Source organism: Hyphomicrobium sp. B1 (genome assembly GCF_049532635.1).
In the GTDB taxonomy this organism is placed as follows: Bacteria; Pseudomonadota; Alphaproteobacteria; order Rhizobiales; family Hyphomicrobiaceae; genus Hyphomicrobium_B.
The window spans coordinates 1,102,355-1,121,126 of the sequence record NZ_CP134871.1; the positions used below are offsets into that span (position 1 = coordinate 1,102,355).

The following is an 18,772-nucleotide window of genomic DNA, read 5'->3' on the forward strand; positions in this document are numbered from 1 at the left end:
GGGCCTTTTTGTTGCAGATCTGACTGGCCCGACTTTTGGACCGCCTCCGACTTTCGATCGTTAATTCGTGGGGAGGTCCGAAATTGAACCAGATAACGCGCGTCAATGGTCTGTTTGAGGTGGTCCGGACCAAACCGAGCCCGCTCTCGGCCCCGGCCAGCCGACTCATTTTGGTATGTCGCGGCGGCCGGCTGTTCGGCGCCGATTCTGAGGGTCGCGTCTGTATGGGACGTCTCCTGCCCCAGCGCGTCCATCACATGCGCCTGTCGGCCATTCGCGGCACCTACGAAATCCCCCTTCGGCGCGTCCGAACCCGCAACCCGAGCATTCGGATCCCGATCTTTGGCGATGTCGACCCGTTCGCCCGCTCCCAGAACACGACAATCAGCATCGGCGGCAAAACGATCGACATTGAGATTACCTATCTCGGCCCCTTGCCCCCGTGATCGTTGCACGCCATCAAGAGCCCCATGACAGCATCAGAGACAGCATCAGAAAAACCATCGCCCGACCGCCGTATCCTCGTTGGTGAGATTACCGGCGCCCACGGCATCCGCGGCGACGTGCTAGTCCGCAGCTATACCGAGACTCCGGACGCCATCGCCGCTTACGGCCCATTGACCGACGCAAGCGGCAAGAAAAGCTATTCGCTCCGCGTCGTCCGCGTCACGAGCAAGGGTATTGTCGCTCGTGTTGCGGGCGTTGAGGATCGCAACGGTGCCGAACCGCTGCGCGGCACAAAGCTCTACATCGAGCGCAGTAAGCTTCCGGAAACGGGCGAAACCGAGTTCTATCACGCCGACCTCATCGGCCTGCGCGCAGTCGCAGCCGACGGCAGCGCGCTTGGAAAGATCGTCTCCGTGCAGAATTTCGGCGCCGGCGATCTTCTCGAATTGAAACCACTCGAAGGCGAGACGGAATTCATTCCCTTCGAAGATCGCTGGGTGCCGAGCGTCGATCTCGACGCTGGCATGCTCATCATCAATCGCCCCGCCGTCACCGTGGACGACGACAGCGATGAAGACGACGGATCGTCCGCAGAGGATGAGGCCGACGCCTAGACGGCAACGCCGCGCGCGAGTTTCGGCAAGTCGCCGGTGACGCCTGCCGCCTCGGCGATGATCAACTCTTTCAGGCTGGGAATGCGGTCGAGCACGCCGAGCGCAGCACCACGGCCCGCGCGCAGAACCATGCTGTCGATCGCAAATGCCCGATTGATCCCGTCATAGAGCGTCGCCGACATCGCCGAATCGAACCGGCGCCAGCGCTGATAGCGCTCAAGATGCGTACCGCTGCCGAAGTCGAGCCCGATGCGTCCGGCATCGACAAGAATTTCAATCATCGCCGCAGCATCGCGAAGCGCGAGGTTGACGCCTTGCCCAGCAACCGGATGCACACCGTGCGCAGCGTCCCCGACCAAAGCGAAGCGTGGCGCAATCAAGCGGCGCGGCAAACGCAAATCGAGCGGCCACGATTGCCGCGGCCCGTCGAGCGAAATCGTGCCGAACCGGCCACCGATCCGACGATCGAGCTCAGCCAGAAAGCTGGCATCGTCGAGCGCGATCGTGCGCGCTGCTTCGTCTTTGTCGGCGCTCCACGTGATGCACGCGCGATTTCCCGGAAGCGGCAAAATCGCAAACGGACCGCCGGGTAGAAAATGCTGGATGGCGACGGCGCCATGCGGCTCGCTGAACTTCACCCGCGCGACGATGCCCGTCTGCGCGTAGGGCCATCCGACAGTCTTGATGCCGACAGCCTCGCGAAGCTTCGACTGCCGCCCGTCGGCTGCAATCGTCAGCGCGGCGCTGACGACAGTGCCATCGCGCAAAGTGAGATCGCTGGCCGTCTCGCCCCACTGCGCGCTTTCGATCTCGGCTGGTGCAAACCACGTCACCGCCGGATCGCCCGCAACGGATCGATAGAGCGCGGTGGCGAGCACCGATGCCGGAACGATATAGGCGGCAGGCGATCCGTCGTCCGTCCGCGCGTCATAGGTAACGAGCGCAGGCCGGAAAGCATCGTCAAGCCGCGAATCAGAAATTTCGATCGCCGTCACAGTCTCCGCGGCATCGCGAATACCGTCCCAGACCCCGAGGCTTTCCAGGACCTTCTGTGCGCCGGCCCAGATCGCAAAGCCGCGGCTATCGTCGGCGTGCTCGGTCGCCGGAACAACCCTGTCGATGATCGCCAGCCGAATATCGGGTCCAAACGCCTGCGCCAATCCGCGCGCAACCGCCAGTCCCGCAAAACTGCCGCCGACAATCGCGACATCGAAGTTCAATTTTGGCATCTATCGACCGTCATCCGTAGCTGTAGTGATTTGCTTTGCCCGGACGCGAGGGCAGCCTAAAAGGTCCCCGTCGCCGCGCGCGCAACCCTGCCATTATAACCCCGAAAGTCCGCCATGACAGCTTCGCCCCAGGCGCATCAGGCCCTCCAAAAGCTCCTTCGAACTCTGACCCTGGAGCCATTGGAGGACAACCTGTTCCGCGGCCATCGCGCCAGCGAAGGCTGGCAACGCGTGTATGGCGGCCTTGTCCTTGGCCAAGCAGTGGTTGCTGCGGCGTTAACCGTCGACGAGAGCCGGGCGATCCATTCGCTTCACGGTTACTTTCTGTTGGCGGGCGATCCGGAACGGGAAATCGTTTACGACGTTGAGCGCGTCCGCGACGGCGGCAGCTTCACGACGCGGCGCGTCCGCGCCATTCAGCACGGACGCACCATCTTCGTGATGAGCGCTTCGTTCCACAAGCCGGAGCCGGGCTACGAGCACCAGTCCGAAGTGCCGGACGTCCCGCCGCCCGAAGCGCTGCCAAGCGTCCGTGAGCTTTTTGACGCCGCCACCGACATCCCTGACGGCATGCGGGCCTACTGGCAGCGCGAACGCCCCATCGACGTCCGTATTGTTGATGCATCCCGCTACATGAGCCGCGAACCGCGGGCGCCCCGGCAGTCCATCTGGCTTAAGTCCAATGGCCCGTTGGGCGACAACCCTTACATTCACCAAGCGATTCTGGCCTACGCTTCGGACTTCACGCTGCTCGATACCGCCCTCGTGGCACACGGCAAGCTGTTGTTCGATGCCGACATCCAGTTAGCGAGCCTCGACCACGCCATGTGGTTCCACAGGCCTTTCCGGGCCGACGACTGGCTACTCTATACCCAGGACAGCCCCAGCGCCTCCGCCGCCCGCGCCTATTGCCGGGGCGCCGTCTTCGATCGGAACGGCCGGTTGGTCGCATCGACCGTTCAGGAAGGCCTGATGCGCCCCAGAGAAACCGCATTTGTGCCCAAATAGCGGGCAAAAACCTCAAATTGCCCAATTTTCATGCTTATTTTGCAGGCTAGTGCCGCATAAATTTCGTTCATTCGTAAACTTTCCGTTGTCTAATCAATGCGTTGAGCACGCGTCCGTCAATTGGCACGCGTCTTGACTCCCATCACGCGAAGTCTTCGTCCCGGCGTGGGGGCGGAGGCTATTTTGTCGAGCACCGGTTCAATTAAAAAAGGGGGCCTTATGAAGCTCATAACTGCGGTCATCAAGCCTTTCAAACTCGAGGAGGTTCGCTCTGCGCTGACCGATCTCGGTCTTCAGGGCATGACTGTCACGGAAGTCAAAGGCTACGGCCGTCAGAAGGGCCATACGGAAATCTACCGCGGCGCCGAATACGCCGTGAGCTTTTTGCCCAAGATCAAGATCGAAGTCGTCGTTCCGGGAGCACAGGTCGATAAGGCGCTTGCCGCCATCCAGCGCGCGGCAAAGACGGGACAGATCGGCGACGGCAAAATCTTCGTGTCTCCGATCGAGCACACGGTTCGCATCCGCACCGGCGAATCGGACGACGACGCGCTCTAAAGCTCACAAAATTTCCGCTTTTCATAAGTCAATCAGGGAGCACTCAACATGGAGTTTAGAAAGTTAGCGCGATACGCAGGGGTCGTGGGGGCCCTCGGCGCGGTTGCGCTTATGGCCGGACCGGCCATGGCACAAACGCCGCCCGCGCCGGTGCCGAATAAGGGCGACTCCGCCTTTATGTACATTGCCGCGGTCCTCGTTCTCCTCATGACCGTGCCGGGCCTCGCACTGTTCTACGGCGGTCTTGTCCGCACGAAAAACATGCTGTCGATGTTCATGCAGGTGTTCGCAACGCTTTGCCTCGTCGGCATCCTCTGGGTGCTCTACGGCTACTCGATGGCCTTCACCAACGGCGGCGCGCTGAACGACTTCGTCGGCGGCTTCTCGAAAGTCTTCCTGAAGGGCGTCGACTCGAACTCACTCGCCGCGACCTTCTCGAACGGCGTCTACATTCCTGAATACACCTACATAATCTTCCAGATGACATTCGCTTGCATCACGCCGGCCCTTATTCTGGGTGCTGTTGCCGAGCGTCTAAAATTCTCGGCGATGTTGGTGTTCATGACGCTCTGGGCCACGTTCATCTACTTCCCCATCGCGCACATGGTTTGGTACTGGGGTGGTCCCGATGCCTTCGCCAGCGCTGCTAAGGCTCTCGCCGCGGCAACGGGCGACGGCAAGGCTGCCGCTCAGGCCGCCTATGACGCTGTCATGGCCGACGCCGGCATCTCCTTCAAGTGGGGCGCTCTCGACTTTGCCGGCGGCACGGTCGTTCACATCAACGCCGGTATCGCTGGCCTTGTTGGCGCGCTCATCCTCGGACCGCGCATCGGTTACGGCAAAGAGGCAATGCCTCCGCACTCACTTGTCAACTGCATGATCGGCGCTGCTCTTCTTTGGGTCGGCTGGTTCGGGTTCAACGTCGGTTCGAACCTCGAAATCAACCAGTTCGCTGGCGTTCCCTTCATCAACACATTCATCGCGACCTGCGCTGCGGCCCTGTCGTGGATGATCGTCGAATGGATCGTCAAAGGTAAGCCGTCTGCTCTCGGCCTTGCGTCGGGTGTTGTTGCCGGTCTCGTCGCCATTACCCCGGCCTGCGGCTTTGCCGGTGTTATGGGTTCGATAGTGCTTGGCCTCGTCGTCAGCCCGATCTGCTTCTTCTTCTGCTCGGCGATCAAGAGCGCTCTCGGCTACGACGACAGCCTTGACGTTTTCGGTGTCCACTGCGTTGGCGGCATCGTCGGCGCGCTTGGCACCGGCCTGCTGGTCAACCCCGATTGGGGTGGCGCCGGCATCGCCGACTACACGTCGAAGCCGGGCGAACTGGTTGCGGGCACCTACGACATGGCAGCCCAGATGCTCGCCCAGGCGAAGGCCGTCGGCATGACGCTTCTCTGGAGCGGCATCGGTTCGGCAATTCTCTTCAAGTTGGTGGACATCGTCATCGGTCTCCGCCCGTCGGAAGAGAAAGAACGCGAAGGCCTCGACATCACCGACCACGGCGAAAGCGCCTACCACTACTAAGACGAATTTCTCCTGGCCTGAGATCGGCGGGCCAGGAGATCTCCTTTCATCTCCCGAGCACGCGTCTCCACCTAGACGTGCTCTACTTAAGCCCGACGCCTCGTGCTGTCGGGCTTTTTTTATCGCAATCCGATGACGATCACGCTCCGCCGCGGCAGCACAGCCAGAAGTCGCCGCAGATCGCGCGCACGTAGCGCGATGCAGCCTTCGGTCGGCTCGAAATTCCCGCGCGCGACGTGCATGAAAATGGCGCTGCCTCGATTGCGCACGCGCGGCACATCGTTATAACCGAGCACGACAACGACCTCGTACAGCCCGTCCGCGCGCCACAGATGTTCAGCGCTTGCGCGATAGGGCAGCCGCACCGGACGATTATAGTTGCGATCCTGCGGACTGTCGCACCAGCCGTCATTGCAGCGAATTCTGCGCAACCGGAAAGTCGACCTTGGCCGTGCAGCGTCGGACCGATAAAGAACGCAGCGCACGGGTAACCGCCCTCGCGGCGTTGCACCATCTCCCTCGCGTTTGATGGCCGTGATGCCCGATTGGCCGAGCGCGCAAGCAAAACGCAATGCGCCAAACGCGACATGGCCGCGCTGCGCCGCCTGAGATAGAACCCTGACGTAGACCTGCGCCACGGGCGTCCGGGCCGGGTTCATCGACCACTTATTCAAGGAACCGCCATTCCGCTTGCCTGTTTGCCCCGAGACCCTATGTTGCCGACGCGCACGATGCTAGAGTTCCACGCCAAAAGAAGGCAAGAAACCGGAGCCCCCGTCCATGAGCACGGCCCGAAAGGTCCTCCTCGTCGACGACGATGAAGATTTGCGTACGTCGTTGAAAGATCAGCTCGTCCTCCATGATGAATTCGAAGTCTCCGAAGCAGGCACTGCTGCCAAGGGCATGGAAGCCGCAAAAACCGGCCGCTTCGACTTGGTGGTGTTCGATGTCGGCCTGCCCGATATGGACGGCCGCGAAGCGGTGAAGCTTCTGCGCAAATCGGGTTTCAAGACACCGATCGTCATGCTGACCGGCAATACGTCCGACGCCGATCAGATCCTTGGTCTCGATGCCGGGGCGAATGATTATGTTTTAAAGCCATTCAAGTTTGCCGTTCTTCTTGCGCGCATCCGTGCACAACTACGGCAGCACGAGCAAAGCGAAGATGCTGTCTTCGCGATCGGCAACTACACCTTCAAGCCCGCATCGAAGCTGTTGGTCGACGAAGCCGGAAGCAAGATCCGTCTCACCGAGAAAGAGACATCGATTCTCAAGTATCTGTATCGCTCCGGCGACAAGGTCGTCTCTCGCGACGTTCTGCTGCACGAGGTCTGGGGCTACAACGCCGGTGTCACCACCCACACGCTCGAAACGCACATTTATCGTCTGCGGCAGAAAATCGAAAAAGACCCATCGAACGCCGAACTTCTCATCACGGAGAGCGGCGGCTACAAACTCGCGCCCTGAGTTGCCGGAACAATCGATTGCTGGGTCACAGCCGCTAGGCCAATCGCCAAGTTTTCACGTGAATCTTCTGACAGTGAAAGTTGTTCAACTGCGTCCACAGCAGCTTTCACGCGCGCGGGTTGGATAAGTTCCGTGACGGACATCGAGTCGGATAGTTAATCTGCGTTCGCTTCTGTTGTGGTGAGATCGCAAGCGAATAAGTGCATTCGTGCGTATCGCATCAATGGAGTTCGCAACGATGGCAATCAATGCCCTCGTCCAACCTCTTCTTGCCCAGCCGCTTTTCCGCGGACTGTCGCCGTCCCAATTGACGGAAATCGTTCGTTGCGCTGAGCGCATCATCTATCGCTCGGGCGACGCGCTTATAGCCGAGCATCAGCCGAGCGATGCTTCCATCCTCGTCATTTCAGGAACGTGCCTGCGCATCGACGACAACGGCGACCCATCGCAAAAATCGCGCGGCGAGGTTGTACCCGAAGGCTCCATTATCGCTGAGCTCGCGATGCTCATCGAGATCGAGCACGTTACGACGATCATCGCACAAGGGCCTGTCAAAGCACTGCGTCTTCCGCGCCAAAAAATTCTCGCACTGATGCAAGACGACCCATCACTCGCGCAACATTTCAGCGCGTGCATCACATCGCGACTAAAACTGTTGGCGAATGATTTGAAAGCTATTGATACCAGCGCAGATGACGCTACGATCCCCCCGCTGCTTCAACCGCAGAGCGCCGATCAGGCCGCCGCGGCTCAAGCTAGCTAAATTAAGCGGAGCGCCAGACCACACACGACATGTGTTGTGGTCTTCTTCTGGAATTCAGGGGGCCAGAAACGAGGGCGCCCAGTTCCGGGGGGAGGAACTGGGCGCTATGCGCTTGTCGCGCTCGGCACCGGGAGGGAAGCCGGTACCAGAGGCGGCGTCTTCGGCTAGACGGGGGGCACTACCGAATACAGGGTGACGCCACCTGCATGCATGAGAGTTAAGCGCAAGCTGGAGAAATTCAATAGTGCCCGCGCGGGCACTTCACGAAAATGTGAAGACATACCCAAACTTATCCACAGGATGGGTATTGCATCGCGTCAAAAGCGCAACACACTGATTTGCAGGCGAATTCCCCTTATGGCATCGCGCTTTTTGGCCAAAGTGATTGAATTTTAAACAAATTTCCGTCTAGGTCGTCTGTTTTGACGAGCTGCGAAAGCTGGATTCGGGTGTCCTGACCCTGGGCGTCGGTGGTCACCCACTCTTTCAGTTCCATGGCCGGTTTGGTCGCCAGAAAGAGCTTAATGCGGCCCGGAGAATTGGGGTCTTTATCTTCCAGCGTGAGCACGATCAGGTCGGCGGACTGCTGGACTTCCAGAATTTTCGCATCCCGCAGCAGATTGACGTCCTTGCGCAGAAGCAGCCGGAACGGCGTCTGATCGAGCGAAACACGATCCTCGTTATTGAGGTCGAGGTCTTGAATGGCGAGGTTCTGTCCGTCGGAAACAATGATCTGCCGCGACGGCAAGGCGTAGTCGAAACGGAAGCGGCCGGGACGCTTGACGAAGAACTTGCCCTTCATCTTTTTGCTGTCGGCATCCGTCTGAACGAACGTGCCTTTGAGATCCTGCAAAGATTCGAAATACGCGCTGACATCGTCGACGATCTTCGTCTGGCGCGCGTCGAGCGTAATACCTTGATCGGTGTTCGGTGCGACTTCGCTGGACCAACCATTGACCGCAGGCTTGGTCGCCGGCGGATTGACGATCGTATTCGTCGGACCGTCCGGATCTTGCGCCGTGGCAACGCCAGAAAACGCGACCGTAAACGCCGTCGCGACGGCTGCTCCACGCAGAAAATGCCTCATGATTTGTCCCATTCGTGGCCCCCCACAGCCCCGATGCCCCGAGTCGGGGCCCTGTACGCAGAGTATCGTTTCAACAAAGATTGCGTCCAGAACTAGGCGAGAGGCGTTACAGCCCTATTTTGGGTAGAACCAATCGAACATCCGAGGCAAGCAAGCGCAGTAGCGCGCCCCCGAGTTATCCTCAGTTGTTAGCCTCGGTTTCGCTGTTGTTCGTGCTGGCCTGAGACCGTCGAAATACACAATCAGGCGGCGTCGGCGCTACCGCCGCGCGACATCAGAATTTCGCGCTTGCCGACCGAGTTCGCCGTTGAGATCAATCCTTCACGCTCCATGCGTTCGATGAGATCGGCGGCGCGGTTGTAGCCGATCGACAGGCGACGCTGGATATAGCTCGTAGAAGCCTTTCCATCCCGAAGCACGATAGCGACGGCGCGATCATAAAGGTCGTCATCGCTCGCCTCGCGAATCCCGGTCGCGACGTCCGACGGCGGCGGCGTCTCCGTAATACCGTCGACATATTTCGGCGCGCCCTCCTGCCGGAGCGCATCGGCAAACGCCACAACTTCTTCATCCGACACGAACGCGCCATGCACACGCACAAGCTGGCCGGCGCCTGTCGAATAGAGCATGTCGCCCTGACCGAGCAATTGTTCGGCGCCCTGCTCATTCAGGATCGTGCGGCTGTCGATCTTCGACGTAACCTTGAACGAGATCCGGGTCGGGAAGTTCGCCTTGATCGTGCCGGTGATGATGTCGACCGACGGACGCTGCGTCGCCATGATCAGATGAATGCCGGCCGCACGCGCCATCTGCGCCAGACGTTGCACCGAAGCTTCGACCTCGCGGCCCGCAACGATCATCAGGTCCGCGAATTCATCGACGATGATCACGATACGCGGCAACGGCTCAAGATCCATCTGCTGCGTTTCAAAGCGTGCGGCGCCGGTCTTGTCGAAGCCGGTCTGCACCGTGCGCGACAGCATCTCGCCGCGCTTCTTGGCATTGCGCACGCGATTATTGAAGACGTCGATGTTGCGAACGGAAAGCGCGGCCATGCGCTTGTAGCGTTCTTCCATTTCGCGCACGGCCCAGTTGAGCGCGGAAACAGCCTTATGCGGGTCCGTAATCACGGGCGTCAAAAGATGCGGAATGTCGTTGTAGACCGACAGCTCCAGCATCTTGGGGTCGATCATCAGCATGCGGCAATCTTCTGGAGAATGCCGGTAGAGCAGCGACAGCACCATCGCGTTGATGCCGACTGACTTGCCGGAGCCGGTCGTACCAGCGACGAGGAGATGCGGCATGCGCGCCAGATCCGCGACGACCGGATCGCCGCCGATCGACTTGCCCAGACCAAGCGGTAATCCACTGGCTTCCGATTTGAACGCGTCGGCTTCGAGAATTTCGCGCAACAGCACCGTTTCGCGCCGGGCATTCGGCAATTCGAGGCCGATGGCATTGCGCCCCGGAACCACAGCCGCACGCACGCTTGCAACGCTCATCGAGCGCGCGATGTCTTCCGCGAGCCCGATAACGCGCGATGACTTCGTGCCGCGCGCAGGCTCCAATTCGTACAGCGTCACCACCGGACCTGGCCGGATATCCTTGACCTCGCCCTTGACGCCGAAATCGGCCAGCACGTCTTCGAGCAATCGCGCGTTGCCGCGCATGACCGTCTGCGACAGCTCGGGACGCGGCTTCTGCGCGCTCGGACGCTTGAGCATGTTGAGCGACGGCCGCTTCCAAATCGGATTGGCGCGCGTCCGCGCAATGCCCGACAACAGCGCATTGGTGACCGCGGGCTTTGAAGCCTGCGCCTTGGCTTGTGCCTTGGCCAAGACCTTCGGCAGCGGCGGAGGCGGCGGGATAGAAGGATCTAAAACCTCTTCGACCACAGATTCACCACGCGCCAATGCGGCAGTTGCCGAAACCGGCGCAAAGCGTTGCGCGATCGCCCGACTCGAATCTTCCGTCGTATCGTCGAACGCCAATCCGCGATCTGCGAATTCGCGGGCATGGGTGAACTCATCATCGAGATAGTCATTGTCATCGTGGTCATCGAAGCCTTGGACGCCACGACGATCCTCACGATCGTGCAATTCCGTTAGCAACTCCGAAGGCCGCGCGACATCTGCCGGACGCTGCCTTGCGAGACGCTCCGGATTAAGATCGAGCGTCGGCGTCGCGTCGCCCGCAAAGGCATCGAGCGAGCGATAGGAGTGCGTATCCGTTACAGCTGCAGCAGGAGCGCGCCGGAACCAACCTTTGCGCACGCGCTCCGCACCACCCGCCAGCGTCGAGCTGACAGCCGCCACATCGTCGAGCCGTTTCTTGCTCGACGCATAACGAAGGCCCGAACCGAGCGAGCGCAGGAGCGACTTGGTGACAGTCTCGACTTCGAAGCCGATAGCCTTGCCGCAGGTATGTGCAGCCGCTGCCAGCAGCACGACACCGGCAGCAACCGGCGCGCGTTCTTCGTTGAGCATCGCGAACAGCTTCAACGCTAATTGATAGACGCCATCGCCCACCAGGCCGCCGTAGCCGTGACGCAGCGGCCAGCCCCCCAAAACCGGCAGCGCCGAGATCGCGCCGGTCAGAGCCACGATGGACAGCGGATAAAAACCAAGCTTGACGCGTCCGTCCTTCACACGCTCGGAACGGAGCATCTCGATGCCCCAGACGACCGGCGCGATCAGCGCCAGCACCGCACCGAAGCCGAGCATCTGGAACAGAAGATCTGAAACAATTGCGCCGACGCGGCCCGCATAGTTCTGCGCAGCCGCCGTCGTTGTATGCGTCAGGCTCGGATCAAGCGCTGACCACGAAACGAGACTCGTCCAGATGAGCAGCGTCAGGCCGAGCAGGATCAACCCGCCAAAACGGCCCAGCCAACTCAACAAACGGTCCTCGACTGACTGCGGCAACAGCCGCTGAGGATCGATTCCTCGCGTATCCAGCGACATCTCGGCGAACGTACTCTTTAACGCAGCACGGAAATCGTGCGTTCGAGCGCTTCCTGGATCGTCTTGGAGTCCTGCACCATCGCGACGCGAACGTAGTCTGCGCCGGGATTGGTTCCGTCTCGTCCCGTCTGAGCCAGAAAGCTACCGGGAATAACCTTGACGCCTGCGCGTTGCCATAAGGTTACCGCCGCTTGAGCGCCGCCGCCAAACTGACTCATATCGAGCCAGAGACAGAACCCGCCAGCCGGCCGCTGGTAGCCGTATCGGCCACCTAACACATTGTCAGCAATGAGAAATTTTTCACAATACGCCTTCCGCGAACGCTCAACGTGCGCTTCGTCGCGCCAGATCGCGGCGGATGCATGTTGCAGTGGCAAGGGCACTGTCGGCGCGCACATGTTGCGCACTTCGCCGTAGGCTTCGATGAATTCCGGGTCGCCCGCACAGAACCCGGACCTCAACCCCGGCAGGTTCGAACGCTTCGACAGCGAGTTGAAAACGACGAGATTGCGGAACCGCTCCGGCGTCGCCGCCGCGACCTCCAAACCGCCGAGCGGCGCGGTCTCTGTGTAGATTTCCGAATAGCACTCGTCGAGGAACAGCATGAAGTTGTGGGCGCGCGCCAGTTCCAGCGCCTTCAGGATGTAGCTGCGATCGGCGACCGTGCCCTGCGGGTTCGACGGTGAATTGATAAAGAGCGCAACCGTCCGCTTCAACAGCGCCTCATCGCGCGCAATTGCATCGAGATCCGGCAGGAAGCCTGTCGCCTTCGTGGCGTTGAGATAGACCGGCTCCGCGCCAACCGCGATCGCCCCCGCGACGTAGGCCGAATAATACGGGTTGCACATCAGGATCGCAGGCCGACCCTGCACGTCCTTCCGGCCCACCGCCGGCAGGCACGCAAAGAATAGCCCTTCGCGCGAGCCGCTGAGCATCAACACATCGCGCTCGGGATCGACGCCGCCCGGCAGGACGTAACGTTTCGCCAGCCATTCCGAGATCGCCTTGCGCGCCTCCTCGGCGCCGCGGATCGGCGGATACTTGCCGTAGAGCGCCGTCGCCTCATCGAGCTTTGCCTGAATGAAATCCGGCATCGCCTCGCGCGGCTCCCCGATTGTCAATTCGATGGGTTTCTCATGCCCCGGCGCAATCCCCGCCAGCAGCTTGCGAAGCTGACTGAAGGGCGACGAAATCGCACCGGACGTGAGGGAGGAAAGCGGGTGACTCATCTGAGGATTGAACATCGATCTTGCGCTTGCTCGCCGCTATCGCATGTCGGCCACGATGTGGGAAGCCCAATACTGGTCTGTCAGTGTCGAACGCCCGCGAGACTCCGGCCGGCAGGTGCGCCAAAAATCCGGCGAAACTCGCGGGCGAAGTGCGGTTGATCGTAAAAACCCGACGCTTGGGCGGCGGTCGTAAAATTGCTTCCCTTGACGACTTCGGACACCGCCACGCGCATTCTCGCCCACGCCGCATAACGACGATAAGAAACGCCAGCCTCCTGTTTGAACAGGTGCTGAAATCGCGACGTCGAAAGCCCCGCAGCATGCGCAGCCCAATCGACCCGCGGCACCGATCCGCCCGTCACGACACCGCCCGCGTTGTCAGCAACCGCTTCAAGTGCCCGGCGCACGCGCGCGTCGATGGTTCTTCGCGCCCTAGACTTGGAAAATCCGAGAAGATCATTCATCGCTTCGTCGGTCCAAGCCAAGCTGGAAGGATCTTCGTAAAGCGACCGAACCTGCGAAAGGTCAGCGCGCATTCCGATCAGCACACCCCGTTCCTCGCGTGTCTCTCCGACGAGCGCTGCAAGACCTTCAGCGGACGCCTCGCTCGGCTCAATGTAGATCACCGCGATCGGTCGGCCTTCGGCATCGAACTCGTAAGCCGTCCCGGCGGGTATAACGGCCGCACGACACGCGAACCACGAACCGCCCGCAAGTCTCAAGCGAAAATCATCGTAAAGACCCGCGAGCATCACCGGTGCGCTGTGGCTGTGAAGTGCATTCTTATGCAGACAGCCGGCGAAAAGCATGCGGCCCGAACCGACGTGCCACAGCGGCTTCAGGGACCTGCCCTCGATGCCAGCAGATTCATACAATCGCATAGCTCCGTGCCTCGACTAACCTCGGCTTCAGATCAGATACTTGGCAAGGACATCGAAATGCGCAAAGCCCTCTCGCCCGATATCGAAGCTCTCGCCGTGGACCGCCGAAAGCTTTTGACCACAGGCATCGGCGTCGCTCTCACACCCACTCTGTCCCTGGCCTTTACATCAAACGCGACCGCGTCAGCCCAAGCCCTTGGACCTTGGCAGCCGAAATTCTACCGCTTCAAGCTCGGCTCTTTCGAGATTACCACGATCTCGGATTCAGAAGCTTTCATTGATGGTCCGTTCCCTATCGTCGGGCAAAATGCCCGCGAAGCCGATGTTCGGGCGCTGATGCGCGACAACCTTTTGCCGGAGCAGAAATACCAGCCGGGCTTCACGCCGACGATCATCAACACCGGTGATAAGCTGATCCTGCTCGATACTGGCAACGGATCGAACGGTTTCATTCCGCGTCCCAACGGTGGCTGGCTTGCGGCCCAGCTCGGCCCCGCAGGCTTCAAGCCCGAAGACATCGACATCGTCCTTTTAAGCCACGGTCATCCCGATCACGTCGGCGGCATGATCGAAAATGCAAAGCCGCTCTTTCCCAACGCACAGTATGTCATCGGTGGCATCGAACACGATTTCTGGTCGCCCGAAGGCAAATTCACGGGCGATCTTGAAAAGCTCGCAAGCGTCTTCCGCGCCAATACATCGCCGGTGGTCGAGAAGTTCAAATTCGTCAAACCAGGCGACGATGTGGTGACCGGCATCCGCGCCGTCGAAGCTTACGGTCACACTCCGGGGCACCTGGCGTTCTTGATCGAGAGCCAAGGCAAATCTCTATTGTATTGGGGCGACTGCGCCCACCACCAGGTTGCCTCGCTCGCGCACCCGGAATGGTATTGCGTTTTCGATATCGATAAGCAAAAAGGCGTCGAAACCCGCCGTCGCATCTATGACATGGCGGCCACAGACCGTATCCCGGTCATCGGCTACCACATGCCGTTTCCGTCAATCGGTTATGTCGAGCGCAATGGACCCGGCAGCTATCGTTGGCTGGCGCATTCCTACCAGCTCAATCTCTGACAGAAAGGCTAATCATTACTCCGGCAGATGCGTCACGGCTTCGATGTTGTGCCCGTCCGGATCGAAAACGAAGCCACCGTAGTAGTTGGCGTGATAGTGCGGCCGAAGTCCCGGCGGTCCGTTGTCTTTACCGCCTGCAGCCAGCGCCGCCTCGTAGAAGGCTTTCACTTCGTCGCGGCCCTGCGCAGCAAACGCGACGTGAAGGCGACCCTTGAGCGCCGTACCCGTTCCGATCCAGAATTGCGGCCGCTCACGACCGAACCCGGCATACCCGTCATCGTCCTCTTCCGAGAACTTCATTTCCTTGAGCAGCTTGATGCCGAGCGGCGCCAGCGCCTTGGTATAGAACTCCAGCGACCGGCGGTAATTGGTAACGGGGAAGCCAATGTGATCGAGAATGTCCAGCACGGTCGCTCCTTCATTATGATGCGATCGAGCCGGCCGCCTACACGCGGCGCTCGACCATAAGTTTCTTGAGTTCCGCGATGGCTTTTGCCGGAGACAAACCTTTCGGGCAAGCCTTGGCGCAATTCATGATCGTGTGGCAGCGGTAGAGCCGGAACGGATCTTCGAGATTGTCGAGACGCTCGCCCGTCGCTTCGTCACGACTGTCGATTACCCAGCGATAGGCTTGCAGCAGAATGGCAGGGCCGAGATAGCGATCCGAGTTCCACCAGTAGCTCGGGCACGACGCGGAGCAGCATGCGCACAGAATGCACTCGTAAAGCCCGTCGAGTTTCTCACGATCTTCGCGTGACTGCTTCCACTCCTTCGGCGGCGTCGGCGTATCGGTTTTGAGCCACGGCTCTATGGAGCGATGCTGCGCGTAAAAATTCGTGAGATCCGGCACGAGGTCTTTGACGACTTCCATGTGCGGCAGCGGATAAACCTTTACCGGCCCTTTGACGTCTTCGATACCCTTCAGGCACGCGAGCGTATTGGTGCCGTCGATATTCATCGCGCACGAGCCGCAAATGCCTTCGCGGCACGAGCGGCGGAACGTCAGCGTCGGATCGATCTCGTTTTTGATCTTGATCAGAGCGTCAAGAACCATAGGTCCGCACTGCTTCTGATCGATATGATAGGTGTCGACGCGCGGATTGCGCTCGTCATCCGGATTCCAGCGATAAATCCGGAATTCCTTCCAATCGCCCTCGCGGTCCGGCCTGTTCCAGATCTTGCCTTCAGAGATTGTCGAATTTTTCGGAAGAGTGAGCTGAACCATGAGAGTGCCGGTGTTCCCGCCAACGAAATCCTTATGAACCTGACAGAAGCTTGAACGTCGTCCCCTGTCAACGGCATGAGCCCGCGGCGGATGCGGTTCTTTGGCCTTAACCGGATTTCTGGTGTTTCTTCAGCTCCCGGACCAACCCGACAAGGCTTTCCGCGATCTGAGCCCCCGTTTGGACCGCGACGCGCAGCGGCACTCGCGACTGGATAATGTCGTTGAGCCGTTCCTGTTGCTCGCCAAAGCCGAAGAAGACCTCCTCCGGCGCCTCGACATCCCCATCTTCGATCGCGGTCATGACGTCGAACGCGTTCTGCGTGGCAAGCACCAGCATCGAGGCGATGTCATTCATCAGTTGCAGATAAAGCCGCTGAGCGTCCGCGCGAATGCGTTGTCCGTGAACCCCAAACTTCAGCGGCGCCGACGCCTGTCCGCCGCCACCTGCAAACACCCTCGGATGCTTCTGGAAACGCTTAAAGATCTCGACGAGGCCGAGACAACAGGTTTCAAGATCGCGAAGCGCGGCACCCGTCTTGCGCTTGGTGCGGGTGCGCGTTGCGACCTTTTCCTGTCCCGACCAATTAATGGCCGCGATCGACGCGATTGCGCCAAGAGCCGCCAGCGACGGCAGCACCGCCGCGAACGGATCGGGCGGCATGCGAGTGTCGGTATCGTCGCTCTCGTCCTTACTGATCTTCGTCACAATCGCGCCCGCCCCTTGAATAGCGGCCGCACCATAAGCGACTTCCCAAAGCGGCGCTATTTCTACTCATCCGGAGCGCTTCCGGAAAAGCCGGGCACCGGTTTTCCCGATGAGAAGCGCGACTAAATAAAAGCTGGACCGGCTCAATAAACGCGAGCTTTGGGCTCGATATATTTGACCTCGTTGGTCATGGTCTTCGTGTGCACCGGACGATCGTCGAGCTTGACTGTTTGCGTCGCGTAATCGGCCCATGCCAGCGTGTGTTTCATCCAATTGACATCGTCACGCTTGGGGAAATCTTCGCGCGCGTGCGCACCACGGCTTTCCTGCCGGTTTTCGGCGCCCACGACCGTAACGGCTGCTTGCGCGATCAGGTTGTCGAATTCCAGCGTTTCGACGAGATCGGAATTCCACACCAGGGACCGGTCGGTAACGGAAATATCCGCCGCATCGCGCCAGACCTGCGTGATCTTCTCGACGCCTTCTTTCAGCACCGGGCCATCGCGGAAAACCGCGCAGTTCGACTGCATAATCTTCTGCATGCGCAGCCGCAGCGCCGCCGTCGGCGTCGAGCCCTTGGCGTTACGGAAATGATCGAGGCGGGCAAGCGCCGGTTCGTGCGCGTCCTTGGGCAGGTCCGACTGCATTGCGCCTTGCTCGATCGTCTCGGCACAGCGCAAACCGGCCGCACGACCGAACACGACGAGATCGATGAGCGAGTTCGAGCCCAGACGGTTGGCGCCGTGCACCGACACGCATGCCGCCTCGCCGATCGCCATCAGGCCCGGCACGACATGATCGGGATCGCCGTTCTTCTTGGTCAGAACTTCACCGTGATAGTTCGTCGGGATGCCGCCCATGTTGTAGTGAACCGTCGGCAACACCGGGATCGGCTGACGACGAAGATCGACGCCTGCGAACACCTTCGCGTTCTCCGTGATGCCGGGCAAACGCTCGGCCAAAATCTTCGGATCGAGATGGTCGAGATGCAAATAGATATGATCGGCATCCGGGCCGACGCCGCGGCCTTCGCGAATTTCGATCGTCATCGAGCGCGAGACGACGTCGCGCGAGGCGAGGTCTTTGGCATGCGGCGCATAGCGCTCCATGAAGCGCTCGCCCTTGGAATTCGTCAGATACCCGCCTTCGCCGCGCGCGCCTTCGGTAATCAACACGCCCGCGCCGTAAATACCGGTGGGATGGAACTGTACGAATTCCATGTCCTGCAGCGGCAAACCTGCGCGCAGAACCATGGCGTTGCCGTCGCCGGTGCAGGTATGCGCTGAGGTGCACGAGAAATACGTCCGCCCGTAACCACCTGTTGCCAGGATGGTCTTCTTCGCACGGAAGCGATGCAGCGTGCCGTCATCGAGATTGAGCGCGATGATGCCCCGGCATGCACCGTCCTGATCCATGATGAGATCGAGCGCGAAATATTCGATGAAGAATTCCGCCGCGTGGCGCAGCGACTGCCCGTAAAGCGTATGCAGCATCGCGTGGCCGGTGCGGTCGGCAGCAGCACACGTGCGCTGTGCCGGCGGACCCTCGCCGTAGTCGGTCGTCATGCCGCCGAATGGGCGCTGGTAGATCTTGCCGTCTTCGGTGCGCGAGAACGGCACGCCATAGTGCTCGAGTTCATAGACGGCGGCCGGCGCGTTCCGGCACAGATATTCGATGGCGTCTTGGTCGCCGAGCCAGTCGGAGCCTTTGACGGTGTCGTACATATGCCAGCGCCAGTCGTCGCGGCCCATGTTGCCGAGCGCCGCCGCCACACCGCCCTGCGCCGCAACCGTATGCGAGCGCGTCGGGAACACCTTCGTCACGCAAGCCGTTTTAAGGCCTGCTTCCGCGCAGCCAAGCGTCGCACGCAATCCTGCGCCACCCGCACCGACGACAACGACATCATAAACATGATCGTGCAGCGGATAGGCTTTGCCGATCTGCGACGGTGCGGCACCCGCGCCGTTGGCCTTGCCATTCAATTGCGACATCAG

General features: G+C 60.3%; 18 protein-coding genes. 8 read left to right on the forward strand and 10 right to left on the reverse strand.

Features of this window, described 5'->3' with window-relative positions:
* Nucleotides 1–83: 83 nt before the first annotated feature.
* Both RLW55_RS05390 and rimM read left to right on the forward strand, forming a co-directional pair.
* Nucleotides 84–446 carry a hypothetical protein gene (locus RLW55_RS05390; protein WP_013950216.1) on the forward strand — a complete coding sequence of 121 codons (363 nt, stop codon included), beginning with the start codon at nucleotides 84–86 and terminating at the stop codon, nucleotides 444–446.
* 24 nt (nucleotides 447–470) lie between these two features.
* Complete coding sequence (gene rimM, locus RLW55_RS05395; RefSeq protein WP_414464303.1) at nucleotides 471–1,061, forward strand: ribosome maturation factor RimM; 591 nt, start codon at nucleotides 471–473, stop codon at nucleotides 1,059–1,061.
* Here the strand turns inward: rimM and RLW55_RS05400 are convergent.
* A complete protein-coding gene (locus RLW55_RS05400) occupies nucleotides 1,058–2,290 on the reverse strand; it encodes an FAD-dependent monooxygenase (protein WP_423415802.1) in 1,233 nt (410 codons plus the stop codon). The genes rimM and RLW55_RS05400 overlap by 4 nt on opposite strands.
* A gap of 114 nt (nucleotides 2,291–2,404) precedes the next feature.
* On the opposite strand from RLW55_RS05400, the gene tesB reads away from it, so the two are divergent.
* The 3 genes from tesB (at nucleotide 2,405) to RLW55_RS05415 (ending at nucleotide 5,383) form a co-directional block, all read left to right on the forward strand.
* Nucleotides 2,405–3,298, forward strand: coding sequence for an acyl-CoA thioesterase II (gene tesB, locus RLW55_RS05405; RefSeq protein ID WP_423415803.1), 894 nt, complete (start codon nucleotides 2,405–2,407; stop codon nucleotides 3,296–3,298).
* A gap of 219 nt (nucleotides 3,299–3,517) precedes the next feature.
* The gene (locus RLW55_RS05410) at nucleotides 3,518–3,856 is read left to right on the forward strand and encodes a P-II family nitrogen regulator (protein WP_013950212.1); all 339 of its coding nucleotides are present in this window, start codon (nucleotides 3,518–3,520) and stop codon (nucleotides 3,854–3,856) included.
* Between the two features lie 48 nt (nucleotides 3,857–3,904).
* Nucleotides 3,905–5,383 (forward strand): ammonium transporter, encoded by a 1,479-nt coding sequence (locus RLW55_RS05415; protein WP_414464301.1) that lies wholly within the window; start codon nucleotides 3,905–3,907, stop codon nucleotides 5,381–5,383.
* Between the two features lie 119 nt (nucleotides 5,384–5,502).
* Here the strand turns inward: RLW55_RS05415 and RLW55_RS05420 are convergent, their stop codons facing one another.
* Complete coding sequence (locus tag RLW55_RS05420; RefSeq protein WP_409561549.1) at nucleotides 5,503–6,042, reverse strand: L,D-transpeptidase family protein; 540 nt, start codon at nucleotides 6,040–6,042, stop codon at nucleotides 5,503–5,505.
* 121 nt (nucleotides 6,043–6,163) lie between these two features.
* Here RLW55_RS05420 and RLW55_RS05425 point away from each other — a divergent pair, with 121 nt between their 5' ends.
* Nucleotides 6,164–6,850, forward strand: coding sequence for a response regulator transcription factor (locus RLW55_RS05425; protein ID WP_013950209.1), 687 nt, complete (start codon nucleotides 6,164–6,166; stop codon nucleotides 6,848–6,850).
* Nucleotides 6,851–7,088: 238 nt separating this feature from the next.
* Nucleotides 7,089–7,613 carry a cyclic nucleotide-binding domain-containing protein gene (locus RLW55_RS05430; RefSeq protein WP_409561548.1) on the forward strand — a complete coding sequence of 175 codons (525 nt, stop codon included), beginning with the start codon at nucleotides 7,089–7,091 and terminating at the stop codon, nucleotides 7,611–7,613.
* A 355-nt stretch (nucleotides 7,614–7,968) separates the two neighbouring features.
* On the opposite strand, the gene RLW55_RS05435 is transcribed toward RLW55_RS05430, so the two are convergent.
* The 4 genes from RLW55_RS05435 to RLW55_RS05450 form a co-directional block, all read right to left on the reverse strand.
* A complete protein-coding gene (locus tag RLW55_RS05435; protein WP_423415804.1) occupies nucleotides 7,969–8,712 on the reverse strand; it encodes a LolA family protein in 744 nt (247 codons plus the stop codon).
* A gap of 230 nt (nucleotides 8,713–8,942) precedes the next feature.
* Nucleotides 8,943–11,663, reverse strand: a complete 2,721-nt coding sequence (locus RLW55_RS05440; protein WP_423415805.1) for a DNA translocase FtsK — start codon at nucleotides 11,661–11,663, stop codon at nucleotides 8,943–8,945.
* Nucleotides 11,664–11,680: 17 nt separating this feature from the next.
* Nucleotides 11,681–12,892, reverse strand: a complete 1,212-nt coding sequence (locus RLW55_RS05445) for an aminotransferase class I/II-fold pyridoxal phosphate-dependent enzyme (protein ID WP_423415806.1) — start codon at nucleotides 12,890–12,892, stop codon at nucleotides 11,681–11,683.
* Nucleotides 12,893–12,972: 80 nt separating this feature from the next.
* Entirely contained in the window at nucleotides 12,973–13,773 is an 801-nt protein-coding gene (locus RLW55_RS05450) for a helix-turn-helix transcriptional regulator (RefSeq protein WP_423415807.1), read from the reverse strand.
* A 57-nt stretch (nucleotides 13,774–13,830) separates the two neighbouring features.
* On the opposite strand from RLW55_RS05450, the gene RLW55_RS05455 reads away from it, so the two are divergent.
* Nucleotides 13,831–14,847 (forward strand): MBL fold metallo-hydrolase, encoded by a 1,017-nt coding sequence (locus RLW55_RS05455; protein ID WP_423415808.1) that lies wholly within the window; start codon nucleotides 13,831–13,833, stop codon nucleotides 14,845–14,847.
* A gap of 15 nt (nucleotides 14,848–14,862) precedes the next feature.
* Here RLW55_RS05455 and RLW55_RS05460 read toward each other — a convergent pair whose 3' ends face one another.
* From RLW55_RS05460 to sdhA, 4 genes are all read right to left on the reverse strand, one after another.
* Nucleotides 14,863–15,255, reverse strand: a complete 393-nt coding sequence (locus tag RLW55_RS05460; protein ID WP_414464294.1) for a VOC family protein — start codon at nucleotides 15,253–15,255, stop codon at nucleotides 14,863–14,865.
* A 37-nt stretch (nucleotides 15,256–15,292) separates the two neighbouring features.
* Nucleotides 15,293–16,072: a succinate dehydrogenase iron-sulfur subunit gene (locus RLW55_RS05465; RefSeq protein WP_409561541.1), complete on the reverse strand. Its 780-nt coding sequence runs from the start codon at nucleotides 16,070–16,072 to the stop codon at nucleotides 15,293–15,295.
* A 106-nt stretch (nucleotides 16,073–16,178) separates the two neighbouring features.
* Complete coding sequence (locus RLW55_RS05470) at nucleotides 16,179–16,778, reverse strand: hypothetical protein (RefSeq protein WP_423415809.1); 600 nt, start codon at nucleotides 16,776–16,778, stop codon at nucleotides 16,179–16,181.
* A gap of 143 nt (nucleotides 16,779–16,921) precedes the next feature.
* A complete protein-coding gene (gene sdhA, locus RLW55_RS05475; protein ID WP_409561539.1) occupies nucleotides 16,922–18,769 on the reverse strand; it encodes a succinate dehydrogenase flavoprotein subunit in 1,848 nt (615 codons plus the stop codon).
* Nucleotides 18,770–18,772: the final 3 nt, after the last annotated feature.